Here is a 26090-nt window from a genome sequence, read left to right on the forward strand (position 1 = left end):
GATTCACTTCCTCTTCAGCCGGGGCAGCAGCCTGCGCAGCCGCGCGCCGGGACCGGTCCGGGGCTCCCACACGGGAGCCGTGGTGATCACCAGCCGCCCCTTGTTGTTCACCTGGGCCGCGACACGGTGGGGAACGCTCGTGCCCCACCGGCGCGCCTGCACTCCCGGCAGGCCGTCGGCCCTGACGGGTATCTCGTACGTGGCGCCCGCGACCTCGACGTAGACGCGTACCCCGCGTTTGGCCGTGCCCGGCTCGATGGGGATACGGGCGGTCACGATCGTCCCGGCCCCGTCGGGCGCTTCCTCGTAGCTGAACCGGCCTACGGGCGCGGGCAGTTCGTGGTCGGCCGGAAGGCGGCGCGCGCCCAGCTTGTCGGCGGTGTCGGGCATCGCGCTCCGGGCGAGCCGTACCACCGCGGAGGAGGTGTCACCGACGACGCCGACCCGTGCCTTGAGCACGAACGTCATCGCGTCGGTGGTCTGCTCCCAGCCGACGGACACCATCTCGGTACCGGCGGATATCCGGCCCGTCACGGTCTCGCCGAGCAGCTCGAAGCCGCGGTCGGGCACGGCGACCGCCGGATCGCGCAGCCCCGGGTAGCGGGCGTAGGCGTGGCCCTTCTCCAGCAGGAAGGGCGGCGCGCCGTGCTCGGCCTCGTCCGTGATGGCCCTCATCAGCTCGTCGACGGAGCCGCTCCTGGCCAGCAGGAGCCGCGCGCGGCGCTTGACGCCCAGCGAGTCCCGCAGGGCGTCCGACAGATAGGTGTCCACGAGCCGGCCGACACCGTCGCAGACCATGCGCCGGGTGTCGGGGTCGAGGAGGGCGAGGTCCTCACGGAGCAGCTTGCTGAGTTCCCAGGTGAAGTGGCGCTTGAAGACGGCGTCGCGCCGGGGACCGGGCTCTATCAGCCCGGCGGTGTGCTCCATGATCCTGGCGGTGCAGCGCAGCCGGGCCAGCTGATCGGCCCGGTAGGTGATGTTGCCCGCGTCGCCGCGCTTCACCGCGTAGTAGTACGTGTAGTCGCCGAGCACCGAGATCTTCCGGGCCCGTACGCACGCCTCGATGGTGAAGGGCTGGTCGCTGCCGACCGGCAGGTCCTCGGGGAAGCGGAGTCCGTGCTTCTCGACGAGTTCGCGGCGGAAGAGCTTGGTGTTGGCCAGGGCGAACGGCAGTTCCTTGCCGTACAGGCTGAGGTCGGGATCGTTCTTCCGGTAGAGCGTCTGCCGTACGTAACGTCCGTTGGTGCCGACCATCTTGCCGATGACCACGTCGGACTCGTGCTCGTCCGCGTAGGCGACCATCCGGGCGAGGGCCTCTTCGCCGAGGTAGTCGTCGGATCCGATGAAGTAGACGTACCGCCCCGTGGCGACATCCAGCGCCCGGTTGCTCGGCGCGGCGGGCCCACCGGAGTTCTCCTGGTGGATGACCTTGACCGTACCCGGGTACAGCGCGGCGAACCGTTCGAGTTCCGCGCCACTGCTGTCCGTGGAACCGTCGTTGACGGCGACGACTTCGAGCCGGTCCAGGCCGATGGTCTGTCCGACGAGGGAGTTCAGACATTCGGTGAGGTACGGCATGGTGTTGTATACGGCGACGACGACGCTGACGTCGGGCTGGGTCAACTGGCCACTTCCTGAAGGGAGATGCTGTCGAAGGACACATTCACGGTGTTCCCGCCGGCCGCCGATTCCAGCACCGCCGCCGCGACCTCCACCGTCCGCAGCCCCTGCCGCAGCGTGCAGATGTCGCTCGGCTCGCCCAGGACCGCGTCGCGGAAGAGTTCGTGCTCGACGAGCAGGGGCTCGCGCTTGGGGATCGCGTAGCGGATCATGTCGCCCTCGGCGACGCCGCGGAAGGCGCGCAGGGCCTCCCACTCGGTGGTGACGGCCGCGTTCGAGTGGAACGTGAGGTCGGCGGTGAGGGTGTCGGCGATGAAACAGCCGCGCTCGCCGGTGACCGAGGTGAAGCGTTCCTTGAGCGGGCTCAGCCAGTTGACCAGGTGGTTGACCATGGTGCCGTCGGTCAGCCGGCCCACCGCGGAGACCATGTCCTCGTGCGGACGGCCGCTCTTGGACACCGTGTGGGCGGAGATCGAGGTGTAGTCCTGGCCCGTCACCCAGCCGGTCAGGTCGATGTCGTGGGTGGCCAGGTCCTTGACCACGCCGACATCGGCGATGCGGTGCGGGAAGGGGCCCTGGCGGCGGGTGACGACCTGGTAGACGTCGCCGAGTTCGCCGGCCTCCAGCCGGGCGCGCAGGCTGAGCAGCGCCGGGTTGCAGCGTTCGATGTGGCCGACGCCGGCCACCAGGCCGCGGGACTCGAACGCCTCCACCAGGCGGCGCGCGCCCTCGACCGTGTCGGCGAGGGGCTTCTCCAGGAGGGCGGGCACACCGGCCTCGGCCAGCTGGAGGCCGACCTCCTCGTGCAGTGCGGTGGGGCAGGCGACGACCGCGTAGTCGACGCCGAGTTCCAGCAGTTGGTCGACGGTCGGCAGCACGGGAGCGCCCTGCGCGAAACCGTTCTTGTCCCCCATCGGGTCGACGACCCCGACGAACCGGACGCCCTCAAGACCGGCCAGTACCCGGGCGTGATGACGTCCCATCGAACCGAGCCCGATCAGCCCGGCTCTCAGCCCCCCACTGCTCACAGTTTCTCTCCCGGTGTGTTGACGGCGGCGACGATGCGCTCCAGGTCCTCCGCGGTGAGCGCGGGGTGCACGGGCAGCGAGACGACCTCGGCCGCCGCGCGCTCCGTCTCCGGCAGATCCCAGACACGGCCGGCCTTCTGGTCCGGCTCCCAGTACGGCTTCAGCCGGTGGATCGGCGTCGGGTAGTAGACGGCGTTGCCGATGCCCGCCTCCGAGAGCCGTGCCATCGCCGCGTCGCGGTCCCCCCGGATCCGGACGGTGTACTGGTGGTAGACGTGCCGGGCGCCCTCGGCGACCGGGGGCGTCACCACGTCCGGCGCGGTGATGTGCGCGTCGAGGTACGCCGCGTTGGCCCGGCGCCGCTCGGTCCATCCGCCGAGCTTCGTCAGCTGGACGCGGCCCACGGCGGCGGAGACGTCGGTCATGCGCATGTTGGCGCCGACGATCTCGTTGGCGTACCGCTGCTCCATGCCCTGGTTGCGCAGCAGCCGCAGGGTGCGGGCGACCTCGGCGTCGCCGGTGGTCACCATGCCGCCCTCCAGGGCGTGCATGTTCTTGGTGGGGTAGAAGCTGAACGTCCCCCCGGAGCCGAAGGCGCCGACCGGCGTGCCGTGGAGAGCCGCGGCGTGTGCCTGGCAGGCGTCCTCGACCACGGCGAGTCCGTGCTTCGCGGCGAGGGGCATCAGCCGGTCCATCGCGGCGGGGTGACCGTACAGGTGTACGGGCATGATCGCGGCGGTACGCGGGGTGATCGCGGCCTCGACCGCGGCCGGGTCCAGACAGAAGCTGCCCGGTTCGATGTCGGCGAAGACGACATCGGCGCCCACCAGCCGGACCGCGTTCGCCGACGCGGCGAACGAGAACGACGGCACGATCACCTCGTCGCCGGGGCCGATGCCCAGCGCGAGAAGCAGCAGATGGAGCGCCGAGGTGCCGGAGTTGACGGCCACGCAGTGGGCGCCTTCCACCAGCTCCGAGAAGCCCGCCTCGAAAGCGGCCACTTCGGGTCCCTGTACGACACGGCCGGTACGCATGACACGTACGGCGGCCTCGATCTCATCCTCCCCGATGACCGGGCTGGCAGCCGGGATGGGCCGCGCGTCACTGCTCGGCATGGACGTCCTCCTTGAACACCGCGAGAGATCTCCGGAACAGAGGTCTGGAGCGCGGCGGACATCGGACGAGGCCGCGTCACCCCCCGGCGCGAAACCCACGTTCTGCCGGAGGAGGGGAGACGGCGGGTCGGACGGCGGATCGGGCCGGGCGGTCACCACGGTCTCCAGGCAGGGAAGGCACACATCGGCGACCGCCGGTCAGATTATCAGGGTTTTCTCATCAAATTGCCGACACGTTAACGCTCCCGGCGCCTTGTATTCCGCCCGCCGACATGGCCGGACAGCACAGTGCCCCGCCCTGGAAATCCAGGACGGGGCACTGTGCGTCAGCGGTGTGCTGTCAGCGGCGTTCCACCGGCGGTCAGTTGTCCGTCGGCGCCGATACTCCGCGCGGCGTCTGCTGCTCGGCCGCCGCGGTCTTCTTCGACGCCGACTTGACCGCGGTCTTCTTGACCGTCGCCTTCTTCGCCGTCGTCGTCTTCTTGGCGACCGTCTTCTTGGCCGTCGTCTTCTTCGCCACCGCCTTCTTCGCGGGGGCCTTCTTGGCGGGCGCCTTCTTGGCCGCCGTCTTGCGGACGGCCTTCTTGGCCGGGGCCGGCTCGGCCGGCTCGGTCAGCTCAGTCGGCTCGGTCAGCTCCGCCACCTCGGCGACGGGCTCGGCGGCCGGTACGGCGGCGGGCTCCTCGGCCCTGGCCGACTCGACCACGACGACGGCCGCGTCCTCGGCGCCCGACGGCGAACCGGCGGGGGCGCTGACCTTACGGGTCGCCCTGCGGCGCGCACGCGGCGGGGCGGCGACGGGCGCCTCCTCGACGGCGGGCGCCTCCTCGGCAGCCGCGACGGGCTCCGCGACCGGCTCGGCCACGGGCTCCGGAGCGGACTCCGGCTGAACCGGCAGGACCACCTCGGCCACCGCCGCCTCCGCGTCGGCCGCCTTGGGCGAACCGGCCGGGGCCGACGCCTTACGGGTGGCCCGGCGACGCGTACGGCCCGTGGGAGCCGCCTCGACCGGGGCCTCGACCGGGACCTCGACAACAACCTCAGCCTCAGCCTCGGCCTCAACAACCGGAGCCTCGACCGGAACAGCCGCCGGCTCAACCACCGGAGCCTCCTCCGCCCGCGCCTCCGCACCGCGCGGCGACCCGGCCGGAGCCGACGCCTTGCGCGAAGCCCGGCGGCGCGACCGGCCACGTACGGCGGCCTCCGCCTCCGCGACGCTGCTGTACAGCTCCTCGTCGGGGACGAACTCCGGCGCCAGGAGCGCGACCGGAGCGGCCACCTCCGCCGCCAGTTCGGCCTCCGACTCGTGCTCGGTCTCGGCCTCCAGCTCTGCCGCCGTCACCGCGTGCTCGTGCTCGTGGTCCGCACCCGACCCGCCGCGGCGCTTCTTGGCGCGCTTGCCGGCGCCGCTCGCGACCGTACCGCCGCCACCGCCGGACGCCGTCGGCTGCTCCATGTGGACGATGACGCCACGGCCGTTGCAGTGGACACACGTCTCGGAGAAGGACTCCAGCAGCCCCTGGCCGACCCGCTTGCGGGTCATCTGGACCAGGCCCAGCGAGGTGACCTCGGCCACCTGGTGCTTCGTACGGTCCCGGCCCAGGCACTCCAGCAGGCGTCGCAGCACCAGGTCCCGGTTGGACTCAAGCACCATGTCGATGAAGTCGATGACGACGATGCCACCGAGGTCGCGCAGCCGCAGCTGACGCACGATCTCCTCGGCCGCCTCCAGGTTGTTCCTGGTGACGGTCTCCTCCAGGTTGCCGCCCTGGCCCGTGAACTTCCCGGTGTTGACGTCGACCACGATCATGGCCTCGGTCTTGTCGATCACCAGCGAACCGCCGCTCGGCAGCCAGACCTTGCGGTCCAGCGCCTTCATCAGCTGCTCGTCGATGCGGTACGTCGCGAAGACGTCGACCTCGCTCGTCCAGCGCGAGAGCCGGTCGGACAGGTCGGGCGCGACATGCGCGACATAGCCGTGGATGGTCTGCCACGCCTCGTCGCCGCTGACGATGACCTTCGAGAAGTCCTCGTTGAAGATGTCGCGGACGACCCGGACGGTCATGTCGGGCTCACCGTAGAGAAGGGTCGGCGCGTTGCCGCTCTTCGCCTTCTTCTTGATGTCCTCCCACTGCGCCTGGAGCCGCTCGACATCGCGGCGCAGCTCGTCCTCGCTGGCGCCCTCCGCGGCCGTACGGACGATGACGCCCGCGTCCTCGGGGACGATCTTCTTGAGGATGGTCTTCAGCCGGGCCCGCTCGGTGTCGGGCAGCTTGCGGCTGATGCCGGTCATCGAGCCCTCGGGCACGTACACGAGGTAGCGGCCGGGCAGGGACACCTGGCTGGTGAGGCGCGCGCCCTTGTGGCCGATCGGGTCCTTCGTCACCTGGACGAGCACCGACTGGCCGGACTTGAGCGCGGTCTCGATGCGGCGCGGGCCGTTGGCCATGCCGAGCGCCTCGAAGTTGACCTCACCGGCGTACAGGACGGCGTTGCGGCCCTTGCCGATGTCGACGAAGGCGGCCTCCATGGACGGCAGTACGTTCTGCACCTTGCCCAGGTAGACGTTGCCGACGTAGCTGGTGGCCTGCTCCTTGTTGACGTAGTGCTCGACGAGCACGTTGTCCTCGAGAACGCCGATCTGGGTGCGCTCGCCGCTCTGGCGGACGACCATCACCCGCTCGACGGCCTCGCGGCGGGCGAGGAACTCCGCCTCCGTGATGATCGGGACCCGGCGGCGGCCCTGCTCGCGGCCCTCGCGGCGGCGCTGCTTCTTGGCTTCGAGACGGGTCGAGCCCTTGATGGACTGCACCTCGTCGGAACCGGCGCCGGACTCGCGCTCGCGCTCGGCGAAGTCCTTGACGCGCCGCTCGCGCGGCTCGCGGACCTTGACGACCGTACGCTCCGGGTCGTCGCCCGTGCCCGTGCCGGAGGACGCCTCGGCCTCGGCCGCGCCGTCTCCGCTGCGGCGGCGCCTGCGGCGACGGCGACGGCTGCTGGACGAGCCTCCGCCGGAGGACGCCTCGGTGTCGTCGTGGTCCTGCTCGTGGTCGTGGTCGTCCTCGTCGGAGGAGGGGGCCCCGGAGTCGCGGTGGTCGTCGCGCCCGGCCTCGGCCGCGTCCTCGGCGGAGTCCTCGTGGCGGTCGGCCGGCTCCTCGCGGCGCTCGTCGCGCTCGGCGTCCTCGGCGGACTCGCCCCGGCGACGGCGACGGCCACCCCGGCGGCGACGGCGCGAGGGACGGTCCTCGTACTCGTCGGAGTCGTCGCCCTCGGCCGAGGGCTCGGCCTCGGTGTCCGCGTCGACGTCGGCGATCTCCTCGACGGGCTCGCGGGGCGCCTCGGCGGCGGCGCGCGGGGCCTCGGCGGGCTCCACCGGGGCCTCGCCGCGGCGGCGGCGCCTGCTGCGGCGGCCGGTGGGCTCGGGCGCGGCGGCGGGCTCGGGGGCGGCCACGGCCTCGGCGGTGGTCTCCTCCGTCTCCTCCTCGTCGGCCTCGTCGACCTGCCCGTAACCGGCGGCGGCCATGGCGGCGGCCGTCTCCGGCGTCTGGAACATCGGCTCGGTGAAGACGGGCGCCTGGAAGACGGCCACGGCGGGCCGCGCGGCACGGCGGCGCGTACCGCGCTCGGCGGCGCGCGTCTCCTTCACCGTCTTGGGCGCGGGCGCGGCGGGCACCGCGACAGGCGCGGACTCGACAGCAGCGGGGGCGGGCGCGGCGGCCTGGACCGGCTCCGGCGCGGCGGCGGGCGCCGGCGCGGTCGCGGGCGAGGTGGCCCTGCGGCGCGTACGGCCCCGGGTCGCGGCCTTCTCGGCGGCCCTGACCTGGTCCTGCTCCCCGTCCGTGGTGATCTCGGTGACGGTGCTCTGCGGCAGGCTCTCGCCCTCCGCGACGGAGGCGACGGAGGCGGCGGCAGCCTGCGCCGGAGCCTGCTCCGGCGCACCGGCGGGCGCGGTGGCCCTGCGGGTGGCGCGACGGCGCGGGCGGGCGGCGGGCACGGCCTCCTCGGCGGCGTTCTCCTCGGCCAGGGGCGCCACGACCGGCGCGGGCTCGGACTCGGCGACGCGCACCGGCTCGGCGACGATCTCGGCGGCGGCCTCGGACACGGCGGCCTCGGGGGCCGTGGCCTTACGGGTGGCGCGGCGGCGCGCACGCGGCGGCGCGGCGGCGGCCGGCTCCTCGACGGGCTCGGCGGGCTCAGCAGCGGCTTCGGGCGCGACCTCCGCGACCTCCGCGGCGACCGCCTCGGGCGCCGAAGGCGCGGCGGTCTTACGGGTCGCACGACGGCGCGCACGCGGGGCGGCGGCAGCGGCCTCCTCCGCGACGGGTGCGGCCGGGGCCTCGGCGGCGGGATCGGCGACCGCGGTGGCCTCGGCGGCAACCGCGGCGGCCTCGGGCGCGGCGGTCTTACGGGTCGCACGGCGCCGGGCACGCGGCGCTGCGGCGGCGGGCTCCTCGGCGGCCGACTCCTCGGCGGCGTCCGACGTGATCGTCTCCGTCACGCTCCCCGGGTCCCTGACCTCGGCGGCAGCGGCGACGGGCGGGCCCGCCGGACGCGACGCGGCGCGGCGCCTGCGGCGCGGCGGCAGCGTGTCGCTGGGTGAGCTGTTCTCTTCGTTGGTGTGGTCCCCGGGGGTGCCGGGTTCGGTGGACTCAAGCATGCGGGCGGTTCTCCCGTCACGCTCCCGGGCGCCGCGCCTTGTTCCGGTCCGGCCGCGGCACGCGCAGTGCGCGATGGCCGCCGTCCGGGGCGCGGGCGCCGCACGGGAGCTGTATGTCTGTGGGTCGCCGGTTCCCTACGCGTTGTACGCACGGCCTGGCGAAAGTCTTCAAGTAGTCAGTCAGTGCGCCGCCCGACCCCGGTGGCTTCCCGGGTCCTTGGGCTGCGCTACAACGACCGCTCCTACGCGGAACCTGCACCTTCAGGCACCTTCGCGGCGGCGGTTCCGGCGGCCTCGGATGGGGCGGGCCGGACTGCCTCGCGGTCGGGTGCGAGCGGGTCGGTCACCGTGCCGCTCTCCTCGTCGAAGAGCCCCTGCGCCAGCCTGGTCACCGCTGCGGGGACCGGCGGCGCCAGGTCGGCCACAGCTCGGAGACCGGACAGGACGTCGTCGGGTCGTACGGCAGGTGTTACGTGCCGAACCACCAGCCGCAGTATCGCACAGGGCCCGTCCCCCGGCCTATCAGCCTGTGGACGGGTCGGCTCCGGGAGGGTCTCCAGGGCGGCCACGGCGGGCCGCGCGTCGAAGGTCCGCAGCCCGTTCTTGCCGCGCCGCGACACCTCGACCGACTCGGCGGCGAGGAAGGCGGACACGGCGCGCCCGGCCTCCTCGGCCCCGACGCCGTCCAGCCTCAGCTCCCATACGGAAGCGGTCAGCCGGTCGGCGAGACCCGAGGTGCGGGCCTCGACAGCGTCGATGATGTCAAGTCCCGCCGGCAGCGACTCGTCGAGCAGCGCACGCAGCTTCTCCGGGTCGCGCGCCTCGGCGAGGGCGATCTCCAGGAACTCGGCCTCGCTGCCGGTGCCGGTGGGTGCGGCATTCGCGTACGACACCTTGGGGTGGGGCGTGAACCCCGCCGAGTACGCCATCGGCACCTCGGCACGGCGCAGTGCCCGCTCGAAGGCGCGCTGGAAGTCACGGTGGCTGGTGAACCGGAGGCGGCCGCGCTTGGTGTAACGCAGTCGGATGCGCTGCACCGCCGGTGCGGGCGGCGGGCCTTCGGGCTGTCGCTTGCCCAGTGGTTCTTCTCCTCGGTGCGAGCGGTACGCGGTCACGCGCCGCCCTTGGACGTGGGGCGATCCTTGTACTACCCAGAGTACGCGTACAGCCGCCCGGCGGTTCCCGAGCCCGGCGGACGGCTGTAGTACGGGCCCGAGCCCGCGCCCGTGCTACTTCACGACCGTGAGCGGCAGCAGCTTCTTCCCCGTCGGGCCGATCTGGATGGACGTGTCGAGCTGCGGGCAGACGCCGCAGTCGAAGCACGGCGTCCAGCGGCAGTCCTCGACCTCGGTCTCGTCCAGCGAGTCCTGCCAGTCCTCCCAGAGCCAGTCCTTGTCGAGACCGGAGTCCAGGTGGTCCCAGGGCAGGACCTCCTCGTAGGTACGCTCGCGCGTCGTGTACCAGTCGACGTCCAGGCCGACCGCCGGCAGTTCCTTGGCCGCGCACGCCATCCAGCGGTCGTACGAGAAGTGCTCGCGCCAGCCGTCGAAGCGCCCGCCGTCCTCGTAGACCGCGCGGATGACCGCGCCGATCCGCCGGTCGCCGCGCGAGAGCAGGCCCTCGACGATGCCGGGCTTGCCGTCGTGGTAGCGGAAGCCGATGGAGCGGCCGTACTTCTTGTCGGCGCGGATCTTGTCGCGGAGCTTCGCCAGCCGCGCGTCGGTCTCCTCGGCGCTGAGCTGCGGCGCCCACTGGAAGGGGGTGTGCGGCTTGGGCACGAAGCCGCCGATGGAGACCGTGCAGCGGATGTCGTTCTGGCCGGAGACCTTGCGCCCCTCGGCGATGACCTTGACGGCCATGTCGCCGATCTGGAGGACGTCCTCGTCGGTCTCGGTGGGCAGGCCGCACATGAAGTACAGCTTCACCTGGCGCCAGCCGTTGCCGTAGGCGGTGGAGACCGTACGGATCAGGTCCTCCTCCGAGACCATCTTGTTGATGACCTTGCGCAGCCGCTCGGAGCCGCCCTCGGGCGCGAAGGTGAGCCCCGACCTGCGGCCGTTCCTGGTCAGCTCGTTGGCGAGGTCGACGTTGAAGGCGTCCACACGGGTGGACGGGAGGGAGAGGCCGATCTTGTCCGCCTCGTAGCGGTCCGCCAGGCCCTTGGCGATGTCACCGATCTCGCTGTGGTCGGCGGAGGAGAGCGAGAGCAGCCCGACCTCCTCGAAGCCGGTCGCCTTCAGCCCCTTCTCGACCATCTCGCCGATGCCGGTGATGGAGCGCTCGCGCACCGGCCGGGTGATCATGCCGGCCTGACAGAAGCGGCAGCCGCGCGTGCAGCCGCGGAAGATCTCCACGGACATCCGCTCGTGCACGGTCTCGGCGAGCGGGACGAGCGGCTGTTTCGGGTAGGGCCACTCGTCCAGGTCCATGACGGTGTGCTTGGACACCCGCCACGGGACCCCGCTCCGGTTCGGCACGACACGGGCGATCCGGCCGTCCGGCAGGTACTCGACGTCGTAGAAGCCCGGCACGTACACGCCACCGGTCTTCGCCAGCCGGAAGAGCACCTCCTCGCGCCCGCCGGGGCGGCCCTCCGCCTTCCAGGCGCGGACGATGTCGGTGATCTCCAGCACCGCCTGCTCGCCGTCGCCGATGACCACGCAGTCGACGAACTCCGCGATCGGCTCGGGGTTGAAGGCCGCGTGGCCGCCCGCGAGCACGATGGGGTGGTCGACGGTACGGTCCCGGGCCGCGAGCGGAATGCCCGCGAGGTCGAGCGCGGTGAGCATGTTGGTGTAGCCCAGCTCGGTGGAGAAGCTCAGCCCGAAGATGTCGAAGGCGCCCACCGGCCGGTGCGAGTCCACGGTGAACTGGGGGACCTTGTGCTCGCGCATCAGCGCTTCCAGGTCCGGCCAGACACTGTACGTGCGCTCCGCGAGCACGCCCTCACGCTCGTTCAGTACCTCGTAGAGGATCATGACGCCCTGGTTGGGCAGCCCGACCTCGTACGCGTCGGGGTACATGAGCGCCCAGTGGACGTCGCAGTCGTCCCACTCCTTCACCGTGGAGTTGAGTTCACCGCCGACGTATTGGATGGGCTTCTGCACATGCGGGAGCAGGGCTTCGAGCTGTGGGAAGACCGACGCAGCAGCAGACATCTCGCGACTTTCGTGGGCTGGCAGGCCCGTCTCCGGGCCGGGGATGACCATCCAGACTACCCCGGGGCGTCACCCGGTCAGCGCCGCCCGGATCCGGCGGTCCGCGGCCTTGGCCCACACCCGGGGCAGCTCCCGCTCCAGCCGCTCGGCCCGCGCCGCCTCCTCGCCGTACAGCAGCCCCCAGGTGAACGCGGACTCGCCCGCCGCGTGCGCCGCGACCGCGAGGTCCCGCAGGGTCTCGCGCGCCACCACGCTGTCCTGGTGGTCGCCCAGCAGGGTCTGTACGTCCTTCATCCGCCGCGCGAAGCGGCCGGCCGGGCCCCCGAGGGCGGGACGGGCCGCCTCGGCCGCGTACCGGGCCCGCTTGGCGGCCTTGCGGGCGCTGTGCAGGGCGAGGTCCCGCTCCCGGCCCGGCGGGAGCGCGACGGCGTGCTCGATACGGTCCGCGAGCCGCCCGTACGCCGCGAGGATCCGCCCCGCGAGCGCCTCGGCGGGCGGCGCGCCGGCGCCGGTCCTGACGGGCGGGGCGGCGAGGAACGCGTCGAGCCCGTCGAGGAGGGCCGTGTAGCGCGCACTGTCGAGTACGGCGAGGGTCCGCGCCCGTGAGCCGGTCCGGCGCTCCGTGTGCCACTCCTGGAGCCGCGCGGACACCGGGCCGAGGAGCAGCGGTTCCGGCAGCGCGCCGATCCGGGCGGCCAGCCGCGCGGACAGCACCTCGTGGTCGCGGTCGACGCCCAGCTCCGCCGCGAGCCACCGCAGCTCCTCGCCCGCCGGCTCGGTGACCGCCCGGTCGAACCAGGAGCGGTACGTGCGCAGCGCGGAGCGCAGCCTGCGGCTCGCCACCCGCATCTGGTGCACGGCGTCCGGCAGATCGCGGCGGACGGCCGGGTCCAGCGCGACGAGCGCGGCGGTCTGCGCCCGCAGGTGGGCGACCACATGGTCCCCGGCGGTCACGGGCGGGCGCGTGTCCGGGGCCGCCACCGCGAACCCGGTCTCCGCCAGCGCCCTGGCGAGCTTCGACGCGTAGCGCGCGGGCCGCAGCCCGGCGGCGCGCAGCCACGCGTCCAGCGCGTCGAGGACCTCGGGGCCGGCGTCCGGGCCCAGCTCCGCCTCGGCCTCCGTCCAGGCGGCGGTGGCGCCGGTGGGGGCGCCGTCCGCGCCGAGACGCTCCGCCCGTACGGTGTCGGCGCTCACCTCGGCGAGCAGCGCGTTCCCCGCGCCGTGGAGCCGGCTCGCCACGCGCGCGGACCGCAGCCGTACGACGGGGATCAGCGGGGCGTCCCGGGTGCGGGAGCGGACGAGCGCGACCAGGGCATCCGGGAGGGTCTCCGAGAGCGGCAGGCGGATCTCGTCCCGTACACCGGCCGCGACGGGGAGCTTCAGGTGCCAGCCGGCGTCCGCGCCGCCGGTGCGCCGGCGCAGGGTGACGGAGGCGGCGGCGAGGCGCAGGTCCTGCGTGTCGTAGTGGACGGCGTCCACCTCCGTGCGGCCCTGGGGCAGAACGGCGACGGCGCCGCCCGCCCCGGACAGGTCCGGGAGCGCGGCGGCGCCGGGGGGAAGCGAGTACTTCCGCTCGGTCTCCCGTACGGTCTCCGGCTCGGTTCGGGCCATAGTCCGAGCGTAAGACCGGCCGGCGGAAGACGGACCGGGCTCAAGGGCTCAGGCCGTTATCGGCCGCTGCACCCGGATCGACTGGAGCAGCCCGATCGCGATCCACACCGCGAACATCGAGGTGCCGCCGTACGACACGAACGGCAGCGGCAGCCCGGCCACCGGCATGATGCCGAGGGTCATCCCGATGTTCTCGAACGACTGGAACGCGAACCAGGCGATGATCCCGGCGGCCACGATCGTCCCGTACAGCTCGGTCGTCTCGCGGGCGATGCGGCAGGCGCGCCACATGACGACGCCGAGCAGCAGCAGGATCAGCCCGGCGCCCAGGAAGCCCAGCTCCTCGCCGGCGACCGTGAAGACGAAGTCCGTCTGCTGCTCGGGCACGAACTGGCCGGTGGTCTGCGAGCCGTGGAAGAGCCCGGTGCCGGTGAGTCCGCCCGAACCGATCGCGATCCGCGCCTGGTTGGTGTTGTAGCCGACACCGGCCGGGTCGAGGTTCGGGTTGGCGAAGGCCGCGAAGCGGTTGATCTGGTACTCGTCGAGCACGCCGAGCGCCGCGACGGCGACCGCGCCGAGGATTCCGGCGCCGACGAGGCCGATGATCCAGCGGTTGGACGCGCCGGAGGCGAGCAGCACCCCGAGCACGATGACCGCCATGACCATGACCGAGCCGAGGTCCGGCATCAGCATGACGATGGCCATCGGGATCACCGCGAGGCCCAGCGACTTGGCGACCGTGCGGTGGTCGGGATGGAGCTGGTCACCGGCGTCGACCCGGGCCGCGAGCATCATCGCCATGCCCAGGATGATGGTGATCTTCGTGAACTCGGACGGCTGGACGGTGAAGCCGCCGCCGACCACGATCCACGAGTGGGCGCCGTTGATGGTCGCGCCGAGCGGGGTGAGCACCAGCAGCACCAGCAGTACGGAGAAGCCGTACAGGATCGGCACGGCGCCGCGCAGGGTGCGGTGGCCCAGCCAGATCGTGCCGATCATCAGGGCCATGCCGATGCCGGTGTTGAGCAGATGGCGGAAGAGGAAGTAGTACGGGTCGCCCTGGTTGAGATGGGTGCGGTTGCGGGTCGCCGACCACACCAGCAGGGAGCCGAGCACCGACAGGGCCAGCGCCGAGAAGAGCAGCGGCCAGTCGAGCCGCCGCACCATCGAGTCACGGGCCGAGAGCCGGGCCCAGGTGGAGCGCTGGGGCCCGTAGCCGGAGACCGAGAAGCTGCTTGTGCCGGCCATTGCCTAGTCTCTCCGCTCGGGGCTCGGGGCGGCGGGCGGGCCCGCGAGGACCGGTTCGCCGGCCGGGAGTTCCTTCTCCGGCTCGTACGGCTTGATCTGCGGGGCGTCGATGGAGCCGTCGGGCTGGATCTTGGGGAGCGCCTTGGCGGGCGTCGGCATGAGCGCCTTCTTCAGGTTCTGCTTGCCTTCCTGGTCCAGTCCGTACATCGCCTCGTAGATCTTGCGGACGGCGGGCCCCGAGGCGCCGGAGCCGGTGCCGCCCTGGGAGATCGTCATCACGATCGTGTAGTCCTTGGTGTACGAGGCGAACCACGAGGTCGTCTGCTTGCCGTAGACCTCGGCCGTACCCGTCTTGGCGTGCATCGGGATCTTGTCCTGCGGCCAGCCGCCGAACCGCCAGGCGGCCGAGCCGCGGGTCGCGACACCCGCGAGGGCTTCGTCTATCTTGTCGCGCGTGTCCTTGGTCATCGGCAGCTTGCCGTGGGACGTGGGCTTGATCTCCTTGACCTGCTTGCCGTCGGGGCTGATGACGGCCTTGCCGACGGTGGGGTTGTAGAGGGTGCCGCCGTTGGAGATGGCCGAGTAGATGGTGGCCATCTGGATCGGGGTGACGAGGGTGTCGCCCTGGCCGATCGAGTAGTTGACGGAGTCACCGGCGCGCATCAGGTTGCCTTCGAGGCAGCCCTCGTAGGCGAGCTGCTCGACGTAGGTGCCGCCCTTCTTCCCCTGCTTGCACCAGCCGCCCTTGTTGGCCTCCCAGAAGTTCTGCTTCCACAGGCGGTCGGGGACACGGCCGCTGACCTCGTTGGGGAGGTCGATGCCGGTCTCCTTGCCGAGGCCGAACTGGTGGGCCGTCGTGTAGAACCAGTTGTGGGCGTCCTTCTTGGGCTTGGTGCCGCCGTCCTTCTGCCACTCCTTGTGCGCGAGGCCGTAGAACACGGTGTCGCAGGAGACCTCAAGTGCCTTGCCGAGGGTGATGGAGCCGTAGCCCTTGGACTCGAAGTTCTTGAAGACCTGGCTGCCCACGCTGTACGAGCTGGGGCAGGGGTAGTTGCCGTCGAAGGGGTATCCGGCGTTGACGGCGGCGGTCGACGAGACGACCTTGAAGATCGAGCCGGGGGCGGCCTGGCCCTGGATGGCCCGGTTCAGCAGCGGGAAGTTGGACTTCTTGCCGGTGAGCTTGGCGTAGTCCTTGGCGGAGATGCCGCCGACCCAGGAGTTGGGGTCGTACGTCGGCTGGGAGGCCATGGCGACGACGCGGCCGGTCTTGGCCTCCATGACGACGACGGCCCCGGAGTCGGCCTTGTAGTTCTCGTTGGTGTTGCGGTCGAGCTCCTTGCGGGCGGCCTTCATGGCCTCGCTGAGTTCGTACTCGGCGACGGCCTGCACGCGCGCGTCTATCGAGGTGACGACATTGGCTCCGGGCTCGGCCTTGTCGCTCTTGGCCTCGCCGATGACCCGGCCGAGGTTGTCCACCTCGTACCGGGTGACGCCGGCCTTGCCGCGCAGCTGCTGGTCGTACGTACGCTCCAGGCCGGAGCGGCCGACCTGGTCGGAGCGGAGGTACGGCGAGTCGGTGTTCTGCGCCTTGGCGATCTCGTCGTCGGTGACGGGCGAGAGGTAGCCGAGGACCTGCGCGGTGTTGGCGAGGCCGGGCGCGGCGTAGCGGCGTACGGCGGTGGGTTCGGCGGTGATGCCGGGGAAGTCCTCGGCGCGCTCGCGGATCTGGAGTGCCTGCTGGGTGGTGGCCTCGTCGGTGACGGGGATCGGCTGGTAGGGCGAGCCGTTCCAGCAGGGCTTGGGCGTCTTGGAGTCGCAGAGCCTGACCTTGTTGATGACCTCGTCGGGCTTCATCCCGAGGACCTCGGCGAGCCGGGTCAGGACGGCCTTGCCGTCGTCCTTCATCTTTATGAGGTCGGTACGGCTGGCGGAGACCACGAGCCGGGTCTCGTTGTCGGCGAGCGGGACACCCCGGGTGTCGAGGATCGAGCCGCGTACGGCCGGCTGGACGACCTGCTGGACGTGGTTGTTCTTGGCCTCGTCGGTGTACTCCTGGCCGTTGCGGATCTGGAGGTACCAGAGGCGTCCGCCGAGGGTGAGGAGCAGCGAGAAGACGAGGACCTGGATGACGATGAGCCGGATCTGGACCCGCGGGGTCCGGCCGGTCTCGGGAATGTTGCTCACAGGCGCTTGACCCCCTTGATGCGTCCGGCCCGGCCCGCGCGGTTCCTGGCGGCCTTGACGCGCAGTCCGCCGCGCTGGCCGCCGATGCGCAGTCCGGTGCCGCTGGTGATCCAGCCGGCGGCGACGTCGGTGCCACCGTCCCTGGTCTCAGCGAGCGGATCGTTGTCGGCGCGTCTGGCCAGCCACATCACCAGCGGGACGGTGAACGGCGCCAGCAGCAGGTCGTAGACGGCGGCGGTGAACAGCAGTCCGCCGAGGCCGACATGGCGGGCGGCGGTGTCCCCGACGAGGGCGCCGACGCCCGCGTACAGCAGCGTCGAGCCGAGCGCCGCCGCGACGACCGCGGCCATCGGGACGAACGCGGAGCGGATCTGGCCCTTCTCGGGCCGTACGAGCCCGGCGAGGTAGCCGATGACGCAGAGCACGAGGGCGTAGCGGCCGGCCGCGTGGTCGGCGGGCGGGGCGAGGTCGGCGAGGAGCCCGGCGCCGAAGCCGATGAGCGCGCCGCCCACGTGCCCGTACACGAAGGCGAGGGCGAGGACGACGAGGAGCATCAGGTCGGGGACCGCGCCGGGGAGCTGGAGCCGGGCGAGGACGGAGACCTGGAGGACGAGGGCGACCACGACCAGCGTGGCCGAGAGCAGAATCCGGTTGAAGCGCATGGGGATCAGCTCTACTCCTGCTCGTCTGCGGGGCCGTTGGCGTTCGCGTCGGCGTTCGCGTTGGCGCCCGCGTCGGCATTGTTCGCGTTCGCGTTGGCGTTCGCGTTCGCGTCGGCATTGGCGTTGGCGTTGGCGTCCGGCTGACCTGCCGCGTCTCCGACGGCGTTCGGGTCGGCCTCGCCGTCCTGGGTCAGCTGGGTGTTGAAGTCCGGCGACGGGGTGACCGTGACGGTGACGGTCGGCGTCGGGACGGGCTTGGGCTTGGGCGGCAGCACCGTGTCGCGCGGGTCCTGCCGGGGCGCCTCCACGACGACGCCGACGATGTCGAGCTTGGTGTAGCCGACGAACGGCCGGACGGAGAGCGTACGGGTGAGGTCGCCGCCGGACGGGTCGACCCTGACGACCTCGCCGACCGGCACACCGGGCACGAACGGCCGGTCCTTGCTGGAGCCGAAGGTGACCAGCCGGTCGCCCTTCTTGATCTTCGCCTTGCCGTTGAGGAGCTGGACGGAGAGCGGCCGGTCGCCCTGTCCGGTGGCGAAGCCCAGCTCGTCGTTGCCCTCCATGCGCGTACCGACCGTGAAGCCCGGGTCGTTGGCGAGGAGCACCGTCGAGGTGTTCGGGCCGACGGTGGTGACCCGGCCGACGAGACCGTCGCCGTTGATGACGGTCATGTCGCGTGTGATGCCGTCGTCGCGGCCCATGTCGATGGTGATCGTCCAGGAGAAGCCCTGCGCGGCTCCTATGGCGATGACCTGGGCGCCCTTGATGCCGTACTGGCCGGCGCCGGCCTGCTTGAGCATCTTGTCCAGCTCGCGCACCCGGCTGCGGTTGCGGTCGTCGCTGCCGAGCCGCTGCTTCAGCTCGGTGTTCTCCTTCTGGAGCGCGGCGATCCGGTTGTGCCGCGAGCCGGAGTCACGGACGGCTCCTATGGCGTTGCCGACCGGATTGACCGCGGCCGCGACCCCGTTCTCCACCGGGCCGAGGACCGTCGCGGCGGCCTGCCGCGCGCCGTCGACCGGGGAATCCTGACCACCGCGGATGTCCACGGTGATCAGGGCGAACGCGATCGCGATCAGCAGCACCAAGAGCAGACGGCTCTCTCGTGTGTCCCTCACGTGCGGCGGCCGTGCCTTCCTCGTAGGAATGTTTCTGCGTGTGTACCAACGACCCGCCGCACCCCTGGTGTCTCCCGGCTACCGGCGCGGCTGCGCGTCCAGCACCTGCTGGAGCGCCTCGAACTCCTCGACGCACTTGCCGGAGCCGAGCGCGACGGAGTCCAGCGGGTCCTCGGCGATATGGATGGGCATGCCCGTCTCCCGGCGCAGCCGCTCGTCGAGACCGCGCAGCAGGGCGCCGCCGCCGGTGAGCACGATCCCACGGTCCATCACGTCGCCGGACAGCTCGGGCGGGCACTTGTCGAGCGTGGTCTTCACCGCGTCGACGATCGCGTTGACCGGCTCCTCGATGGCCTTGCGGACCTCGGCGGCGGAGATGACCACGGTCTTCGGCAGCCCGGAGACCAGGTCACGGCCGCGGATCTCGGTGTGCTCGTCCTTGTCGAGGTCGTACGCGGAACCGATGGTGATCTTGATGCTCTCGGCGGTCCGCTCGCCCAGCAGGAGGGAGTACTCCTTCTTGACGTGCTGGATGATCGCGTTGTCCAGCTCGTCGCCGGCCACCCGGATGGACTGCGCCGTGACGATGCCGCCGAGCGAGATCACCGCGACCTCGGTGGTGCCGCCGCCGATGTCGACGACCATGTTGCCGGTCGCCTCGTGGACGGGGAGGCCCGAGCCGATGGCGGCGGCCATGGGCTCCTCGATGATGTGCACCTGTCGCGCGCCGGCCTGGGTGGACGCCTCGATGACGGCGCGGCGCTCGACTCCGGTGATACCGGAGGGCACGCAGACGACGACACGGGGACGGGCCAGATAGCGGCGCTTGTGAATCTTCAGGATGAAGTAGCGCAGCATGCGCTCGGTGATTTCGAAGTCGGCGATCACGCCGTCCTTCAGTGGCCGGACCGCGACGATATTGCCGGGCGTCCGGCCGATCATCTTCTTCGCCTCGGAGCCGACCGCGAGAATTCCGCCCGTGTTGGTGTTGATGGCGACCACGGACGGCTCGTTGAGTACGATGCCCCGGCCCCTGACGTACACCAGCGTGTTGGCGGTCCCGAGGTCGACAGCCATGTCACGGCCGATGAACGACATGTTGTTCCCCATGAGGATGCGTCTGGCCTTCCCAAGCGTTGATGGCTTTTCAGGATGGCGAGGTGGGTGCTCTGGCGTGGAGGTTTCCATCGTAGTGCCGCCGGGACGTCAACGGCGCGCTGGCCCACCTCAATAAGGGTGACGATGTGTCGGACCGATGCGTTCCCGGAAGTGGCTTACATATGCCCAAAGGCGACCGAATTCCTTCGGTCGCCCCAGACGGTCAGCGCCGTTTGGCTGACACCCGGTCAGGAAAGACCCGGGAAGAAGATCTTCAGTTCCCGAATGGCGGACTCCTCGGAGTCCGAGGCGTGGATCAGGTTCTCCCGGACGATGGTCCCGAAGTCCCCCCGGATGGACCCGGGGGCCGCGGCGATCGGGTCGGTCGGGCCCGAGAGCGTCCGGATGCCCTCGATGACACGCTCACCGTCGACGACGAGCGCGACGACCGGACCCGAGGCCATGAACTCGACCAGCGGCTCGTAGAAGGGCTTGCCCTTGTGCTCGCCGTAGTGCAGCTCCAGCGTCTCCTGGTCGAGCGTGCGCAGCTCCAGCGCGCTGATGGTCCAGCCCGCCTTGCGCTCGATACGGCCGATGATCTCGCCGATGAGCCCGCGCCGGACGGCGTCGGGCTTGAGCAGGACGAGAGTGCGCTGAGTCATGTACGGCTCCTTGCAGGCATATAAGTGCAGTGGGGTGGAGATTACCGGGAGCGACGGAGCCCGTAGCACCCGGTACGAGCCACCCTCAGGCGGTCTCCGCCCCGGCCGCTCCGGTCGCCCCTGCCGGGTCCGCCGCCCCGGCCTGCGCCGCCCAGCGCGCCTTCGCCTCGTCGATCTTGCGGCCGTAGTGGACGGAGGCCCACCACAGCGCCGCGAAGACCAGCCCCAGCACGAACATCTCCGTGACCACGAAGCCACTGGCGACCAGCAGGAGCTGGAGCGCCCAGCCGAGCTGGACACCGCCGGGCCGGGTGATCACTCCGCAGAGCAGCACGGACAGCAGCATGCCGACACCGCAGACCGTCCAGACGGTGGCCATCGACAGATCGTCCGACTTCATGGCGACCAGACCAGCGAAACCGATCACAAAACATTCACCGATGAGCGTCGACGCGCAGAGCGTACGCATGGGTTCAGCGCCCCCTTCGCAGCAGCAGCCGGGCCTCGCCGACCGTGATGACGGAGCCGGTCACCAGCACACCGGCGCCGGCGAACTCGGAATCCTCCTCGGCGAGCGTGATCGCCGCCTCCAGCGCGTCGTCGAGCCGGGGTTCGACCTGCACCCGGTCGTCGCCGAAGACCTCGACGGCGATGCCCGCCAGCCGGTCGGCGTCCATCGCGCGCGCGCTGGAGTTCGCCGTGACCACCAGCTCCGTACAGATCGGTTCCAGCGCTTCGAGGACGCCCCTGACGTCCTTGTCGTCGCTGGAGCCGACCACACCGATCAGCCGGCTGAAGCCGAAGGACTCGGTGACGGCCTCGGCCGCCGCCCGCGCGCCCGCCGGGTTGTGCGCGGCGTCCAGCACCACCGTCGGCGAGCGCCGTACGACTTCGAGGCGGCCCGGCGAGGAGACCGCGGCGAACGCCTTGCGGACGGTGTCCATGTCCAGCGAACGGGCGTGCTCGGCGCCGATGCCGAAGAACGCCTCCACGGCCGCGAGCGCCACCGCCGCGTTGTGCGCCTGGTGCGCGCCGTACAGCGGCAGGAAGACCTGCTTGTACTCGCCGCCGAGGCCGCGCAGCGTCAGCAGCTGGCCGCCGACCGCCACCTCCCGGGCGACGACGCCGAACTCCATGCCCGCGCGCGCGACGGTCGCGTCCACGTCGACGGCCTTCTTCAGCATGACCTGCGCGGCGTCCACCGGCTGCTGCGCCAGGATCACCGTCGCACCCTGCTTGATGATCCCGGCCTTCTCCTTGGCGATCTCGCCGGGCGTGGAGCCGAGCCGGTCCGTGTGGTCCAGGTCGATCGGGGTGACGACGGCGACCGAGCCGTCGATGACGTTCGTCGCGTCCCAGGTGCCGCCCATGCCGACCTCGACGACGGCGACGTCCACCGGCGCGTCCGCGAACGCCGCGTACGCCATGGCGGTCAGCACCTCGAAGAAGGAGAGCCGGTGCTCCTGCCCCGCGTCCGTCATCTCGATGTACGGCTTGAGGTCGGCGTACGTCTCGATGAAGCGCTCGGCGGAGATCGGGGAGCCGTCGAGGCTGATCCGCTCCGTCACGGACTGGACGTGCGGGCTGGTGTAGCGGCCGGTGCGCAGCTCGAACGCGTTCAGCAGGGCCTCGATCATGCGGGCCGTGGACGTCTTGCCGTTGGTGCCGGTGATATGGATCGAGGGGTAGGCGCGCTGCGGGTCGCCCAGCACATCCATCAGGGCGGCGATCCGCTCCACCGACGGATCGAGCTTCGTCTCGCCCCAGCGCCCCGCCAGCTCCTGCTCGACGGCGCGCAGGGCCTTGGCCACCTCCGGGTCCGCGGGACGGCCCGGTACGTCGTCACCCCCGGCGGGGCCCGCCTGGGCGCGCAGGGTGCGGCTGCCGGCCTCGATCACGGCGAAGTCGGGGTCGCGTTCGGTCGCGGCGGCGACGATCTCGTCGAAATCGTCGGGCTCGCCGGGCTGGTCGGAAGGACGGTGCTCGCTCACGCAGCCCAGTCTACGGAGCGCCACCGACAGCGGCTCGGGCGCGCCCCGTCCCGTACGGACCCGGCCCCCCGACCGGTGCGGGTCGAGGGGCCGGGAACGGCGAACGGGACGGGCGTACGGGACGGGGCGTCAGCCCTGGGGCAGCGCGGCCACCTGCGCCGTGATGCGCTCGATGTCCGCCTCGGCCTTGCCCAGCCGGCCGCGGATCTTGTCGACGACGTTGTCCGGGGCCTTCGCGAGGAACGCCTCGTTGCCGAGCTTGGCGAGGGCCTGTGCCTTCTCCTTCTCGGCGGCGGCCAGATCCTTCGTCAGGCGCTTGCGCTCCGCCTCGACGTCGATCGTGCCGGACAGGTCGAGCTCCACCGTGGCGCCCGCGACCGGCAGGGTCGCCGTCGCGTGGAAGCCCTCCTCCGCGGGCTGGAGCCGCAGCACCTGCCGGATGGCCGCCTCGTGCGCGGCCAGCGAGGTGCCCGACAGGTCGAGCCTGGCCGGGACCTTCTGACCGGGCTGAAGGCCCTGGTCGGCGCGGAACCGGCGGACCTCGGTGATCACCTGCTGGAGGTTCCCGATCTCCTGCTCGGCCGCCACGTCACGGAAGCCGCTGTCCTTCGGCCAGTCGGCGATGACGAGCGACTCCTTGCCCGTGAGCGTCGTCCAGAGCGTCTCGGTGACGAACGGGATGACCGGGTGCAGCAGCCGCAGGGTGACATCGAGGACCTCGCCGAGGACCCGTCCGGAAACCTTCGCCGACTCGCCGCCCGCGAAGAACGACGTCTTGGACAGCTCCACGTACCAGTCGAAGACCTCGTCCCACGCGAAGTGGAAGAGGGAGTCGGAGAGCTTCGCGAACTGGTAGTCCTCGTAATACGCGTCGACCTCCGCGACCACGGCGTTCAGCCGCGAGAGGATCCACCGGTCGCCGGCGGACATGTCGGCCGCGTCGGGCAGCGGGCCCTCGACGGTCGCGCCGTTCATCATCGCGAAGCGCGTCGCGTTCCAGATCTTGTTGGCGAAGTTGCGGGAGCCCTGGACCCAGTCCTCGCCGATCGGCACATCGACCCCGGGGTTGGCGCCGCGCGCGAGCGTGAAGCGGACCGCGTCCGTGCCGTACGCGTCCATCCAGTCCAGCGGGTTGACGACATTGCCGAAGGTCTTCGACATCTTCTTGCCGTGCTCGTCGCGGACCATGCCGTGCAGCACGATCGTGTGGAACGGCGGGGTGCCGTCCATCGCGTACAGCCCGAACATCATCATCCGGGCGACCCAGAAGAACAGGATGTCGTAGCCGGTGATCATGACGGAGTTCGGATAGAACTTCTCGACGCTCTCGGTCCGTTCGGGCCAGCCCAGCGTGGAGAACGGCCACAGCCCGGACGAGAACCAGGTGTCCAGGACGTCCGTGTCCTGCGTCCAGCCCTCGCCGGTGGGCACCTCGTCGTCGGGGCCGACGCAGACGACCTCGCCGTTCGGCCCGTACCAGACGGGGATGCGGTGGCCCCACCACAGCTGGCGCGAGATGCACCAGTCACGGAGGTTGTCGACCCAGCCGAAGTAGCGGGGCTCCATCTCCGCCGGGTGGATCTTCACCTGTCCGTCGCGGACGACGTCCCCTGCGGCCTTGGCCAGCGGCTCGACCTTGACCCACCACTGGAGGGAGAGCCGCGGCTCGATGGTCGTCTTGCAGCGCGAGCAGTGCCCCACGGAGTGGGTGTACGGGCGCTTCTCGGCGACGATCCGGCCCTCGGCCCGCAGAGCGGCGACGATGGCGGAGCGCGCCTCCATCCGGTCCAGGCCCTCGAAGGGGCCGGGGACGGTGATCACGGCGCGCTCGTCCATGACCGTGATGTTGGGCAGGTCGTGGCGGCGGCCGATCTCGAAGTCGTTCGGGTCGTGCGCGGGGGTCACCTTGACCGCGCCCGTGCCGAACTCGGGGTCGACGTGCGCGTCCGCGACGACCGGGATCGTCCGGTCGGTGAGGGGCAGCTTGATCTGCTTGCCGATGAGGTGGGCGTACCGCTCGTCGTCGGGGTGGACGGCGACGGCCGTGTCACCGAGCATCGTCTCGGCGCGGGTGGTCGCGACGACGACGGAGTCCTCACCGTCGCCGTACTTCAGGGAGACCAGTTCGCCGTCGTCGTCCTGGTACTCGACCTCGATGTCGGAGATCGCGGTGAGACAGCGGGGGCACCAGTTGATGATGCGCTCGGCGCGGTAGATCAGCTCGTCGTCGTAGAGCTTCTTGAAGATGGTCTGGACGGCCTGGGAGAGCCCCTCGTCCATGGTGAAGCGCTCGCGCGACCAGTCGACACCGTCGCCCAGGCGCCGCATCTGGCCGGAGATCTGGCCGCCGGACTCGCCCTTCCACTGCCAGACGCGCTCGACGAACGCCTCGCGCCCCAGGTCGTGGCGGGACTTGCCCTCCTTGGCCAGCTCGCGCTCGACGACGTTCTGGGTGGCGATGCCGGCGTGGTCCATGCCGGGCTGCCAGAGCGTCTCGTACCCCTGCATGCGCTTGCGGCGGGTGACGGCGTCGATCAGGGTGTGCTCGAAGGCGTGGCCCAGGTGCAGGCTTCCGGTGACGTTGGGCGGCGGGATGACGACGGTGAAGGGTTCCTTGTCGCTCTTCGCGTCCGCCTCGAAGTAACCGCGCTCTACCCAGCGCTCGTACAGCTTCCCCTCTACCTCGGCCGGAACGTACTGGGTCGGCAGTTCGGGGTCGCTGACTGGCTGCTGCTGAGTGTTCTCGGTCACGAGGGTCAGTTTAAGGGTGTCACAGCCGTGTATTGAAACGGGATGTTCGGTAACGGTGCCGCCCTTGATGGCACTCCGCGCGCGATCTTCCGTCAGGATGTTCGAAGCGTATAAACATCAACCCAGGGGACGACCAGATGAGCTACAACCAGCCGGGCCCATACGGCGGGCCGCCTCAGCAGCCCGGTCCGTACGGCCAGCCCGGCCCGTACGGCCAGCAGCCGCCGGGCCAGCCGGGGCCCGGTTACGGTTACCCCCCGCCGCCCCCGCAGGGCGTCCCGGGTCCCCCGCCGCCCCCGCCGGCGCCCGGATACGGCTATCCCGCGCCCGGCGAGAACCCGTACGCACAGGACCCGCCGCAGGGTCCGTACGGCCAGCAGCAGCCGCCGCAGGGGCCTCCCCAGGGGCCGTACGGCCAGCAGCCCCAGCCGCCCCAGTGGGGCGCCGCTCCCCCGCAGGACGCGCCGAAGAAAAAGAAGACCGGGCTGATCGTCGCGGTGGTCGTGGCCATCGCCGTGATCGCGGGCGGCGGCTGGTACTTCACGCAGGGCGGCGCGAGCAACAGCGATGTCTCGGCCGACACCAAGGGCTACAAGCTGACGCCCGCGGACGCGGTCGACACGTACAAGCGGGTCAAGGAGCCGCGGAGTACCGAGCTGTCCGGCGCCAAGAAGACGGAGGTCGAGGAGAAGGGCGTCAAGAACCCGACCCAGGTGACCGCCGGCTACCAGATCGGCGAAGGGGCGACGCTCAAGAGCATCTCGCTCGAAGGCTGGTGGGGAACGGTCGACGACCCGGCGAACGTCATCGACAACGCCTTCAACGGTGTCGCCAAGGAGGACGCGGAGACCGGCGCGAAGGCCGAACTGGTCGGCACCGCCCAGCTGGTCACCCCGGACGGCTTCAAGGGCGCGCTGATGAAGTGCCAGAACATCAAGATCACCAACCCGGAGGGCGACAACACCCAGGAGAAGGGCCCGAAGGAGTTCGAGGTGCCCACCTGCATCTGGGCCGACTACTCCACGGTCGGTGTGGTCTCGGTCGCGGACGTGGCCGGGCTCCTCCTGGGCAGCCCCACCCCGCAGAACGAGACGGCGGCCCTGGCCGCGAAGGTCTACAACACCTCCCGCACCAAGCTCTGACACAGGGGCCAACCACACAGGGGCGCCCGGCCGGTTGGACCGGCC

General features: G+C 71.2%; 17 protein-coding genes. 1 reads left to right on the top strand and 16 read right to left on the bottom strand.

What is annotated here, in order from left to right:
• Positions 1 to 3 precede the first annotated feature (3 nt).
• The 16 genes from AB0389_RS31475 to AB0389_RS31550 all read right to left on the bottom strand — a co-directional run bounded on the left by AB0389_RS31475 (position 4) and on the right by AB0389_RS31550 (position 24903).
• Complete coding sequence (locus tag AB0389_RS31475; protein WP_366398928.1) at positions 4 to 1623, bottom strand: glycosyltransferase; 1620 nt, start codon at positions 1621 to 1623, stop codon at positions 4 to 6.
• Positions 1620 to 2648: a Gfo/Idh/MocA family oxidoreductase gene (locus tag AB0389_RS31480; RefSeq protein ID WP_366398929.1), complete on the bottom strand. Its 1029-nt coding sequence runs from the start codon at positions 2646 to 2648 to the stop codon at positions 1620 to 1622. The genes AB0389_RS31475 and AB0389_RS31480 overlap by 4 nt, the downstream gene beginning before the upstream one ends.
• Positions 2645 to 3763, bottom strand: coding sequence for a DegT/DnrJ/EryC1/StrS family aminotransferase (locus AB0389_RS31485; RefSeq protein ID WP_366398930.1), 1119 nt, complete (start codon positions 3761 to 3763; stop codon positions 2645 to 2647). Before AB0389_RS31485 ends, AB0389_RS31480 begins: the two co-directional genes overlap by 4 nt.
• Before the next feature lie 361 nt (positions 3764 to 4124).
• Positions 4125 to 8420, bottom strand: a complete 4296-nt coding sequence (locus AB0389_RS31490) for an Rne/Rng family ribonuclease (RefSeq protein WP_366398931.1) — start codon at positions 8418 to 8420, stop codon at positions 4125 to 4127.
• Between the two features lie 242 nt (positions 8421 to 8662).
• On the bottom strand, positions 8663 to 9457 hold the full coding sequence (locus AB0389_RS31495; RefSeq protein WP_366398946.1) for a TIGR03936 family radical SAM-associated protein: 795 nt from the start codon (positions 9455 to 9457) through the stop codon (positions 8663 to 8665).
• A gap of 192 nt (positions 9458 to 9649) precedes the next feature.
• The gene (locus AB0389_RS31500; protein WP_366398932.1) at positions 9650 to 11578 is read right to left on the bottom strand and encodes a TIGR03960 family B12-binding radical SAM protein; all 1929 of its coding nucleotides are present in this window, start codon (positions 11576 to 11578) and stop codon (positions 9650 to 9652) included.
• A gap of 69 nt (positions 11579 to 11647) precedes the next feature.
• Complete coding sequence (locus tag AB0389_RS31505; protein WP_366398933.1) at positions 11648 to 13189, bottom strand: CYTH and CHAD domain-containing protein; 1542 nt, start codon at positions 13187 to 13189, stop codon at positions 11648 to 11650.
• Between the two features lie 48 nt (positions 13190 to 13237).
• On the bottom strand, positions 13238 to 14437 hold the full coding sequence (gene rodA / locus AB0389_RS31510; protein WP_366398934.1) for a rod shape-determining protein RodA: 1200 nt from the start codon (positions 14435 to 14437) through the stop codon (positions 13238 to 13240).
• A 3-nt stretch (positions 14438 to 14440) separates the two neighbouring features.
• Entirely contained in the window at positions 14441 to 16621 is a 2181-nt protein-coding gene (mrdA, locus tag AB0389_RS31515; protein WP_366398935.1) for a penicillin-binding protein 2, read from the bottom strand.
• The gene (mreD, locus tag AB0389_RS31520; protein ID WP_366398936.1) at positions 16618 to 17283 is read right to left on the bottom strand and encodes a rod shape-determining protein MreD; all 666 of its coding nucleotides are present in this window, start codon (positions 17281 to 17283) and stop codon (positions 16618 to 16620) included. The genes mrdA and mreD overlap by 4 nt, the downstream gene beginning before the upstream one ends.
• Before the next feature lie 11 nt (positions 17284 to 17294).
• On the bottom strand, positions 17295 to 18401 hold the full coding sequence (gene mreC / locus AB0389_RS31525) for a rod shape-determining protein MreC (RefSeq protein WP_366398937.1): 1107 nt from the start codon (positions 18399 to 18401) through the stop codon (positions 17295 to 17297).
• Between the two features lie 78 nt (positions 18402 to 18479).
• Complete coding sequence (locus AB0389_RS31530) at positions 18480 to 19499, bottom strand: rod shape-determining protein (protein ID WP_114621988.1); 1020 nt, start codon at positions 19497 to 19499, stop codon at positions 18480 to 18482.
• A 248-nt stretch (positions 19500 to 19747) separates the two neighbouring features.
• Complete coding sequence (gene ndk, locus AB0389_RS31535; RefSeq protein WP_366398938.1) at positions 19748 to 20161, bottom strand: nucleoside-diphosphate kinase; 414 nt, start codon at positions 20159 to 20161, stop codon at positions 19748 to 19750.
• An 85-nt stretch (positions 20162 to 20246) separates the two neighbouring features.
• Positions 20247 to 20630, bottom strand: a complete 384-nt coding sequence (locus AB0389_RS31540) for a DUF4233 domain-containing protein (protein WP_366398939.1) — start codon at positions 20628 to 20630, stop codon at positions 20247 to 20249.
• Between the two features lie 4 nt (positions 20631 to 20634).
• Positions 20635 to 22152 carry a folylpolyglutamate synthase/dihydrofolate synthase family protein gene (locus AB0389_RS31545; protein ID WP_366398940.1) on the bottom strand — a complete coding sequence of 506 codons (1518 nt, stop codon included), beginning with the start codon at positions 22150 to 22152 and terminating at the stop codon, positions 20635 to 20637.
• A 129-nt stretch (positions 22153 to 22281) separates the two neighbouring features.
• Positions 22282 to 24903, bottom strand: a complete 2622-nt coding sequence (locus AB0389_RS31550) for a valine--tRNA ligase (protein ID WP_366398941.1) — start codon at positions 24901 to 24903, stop codon at positions 22282 to 22284.
• A 137-nt stretch (positions 24904 to 25040) separates the two neighbouring features.
• On the opposite strand from AB0389_RS31550, the gene AB0389_RS31555 reads away from it, so the two are divergent.
• Positions 25041 to 26045: a hypothetical protein gene (locus tag AB0389_RS31555; RefSeq protein ID WP_366398942.1), complete on the top strand. Its 1005-nt coding sequence runs from the start codon at positions 25041 to 25043 to the stop codon at positions 26043 to 26045.
• Positions 26046 to 26090 lie beyond the last annotated feature (45 nt).

This window comes from Streptomyces sp. NPDC093109 (genome assembly GCF_040701725.1).
Taxonomy (GTDB): Bacteria; Actinomycetota; Actinomycetes; order Streptomycetales; family Streptomycetaceae; genus Streptomyces.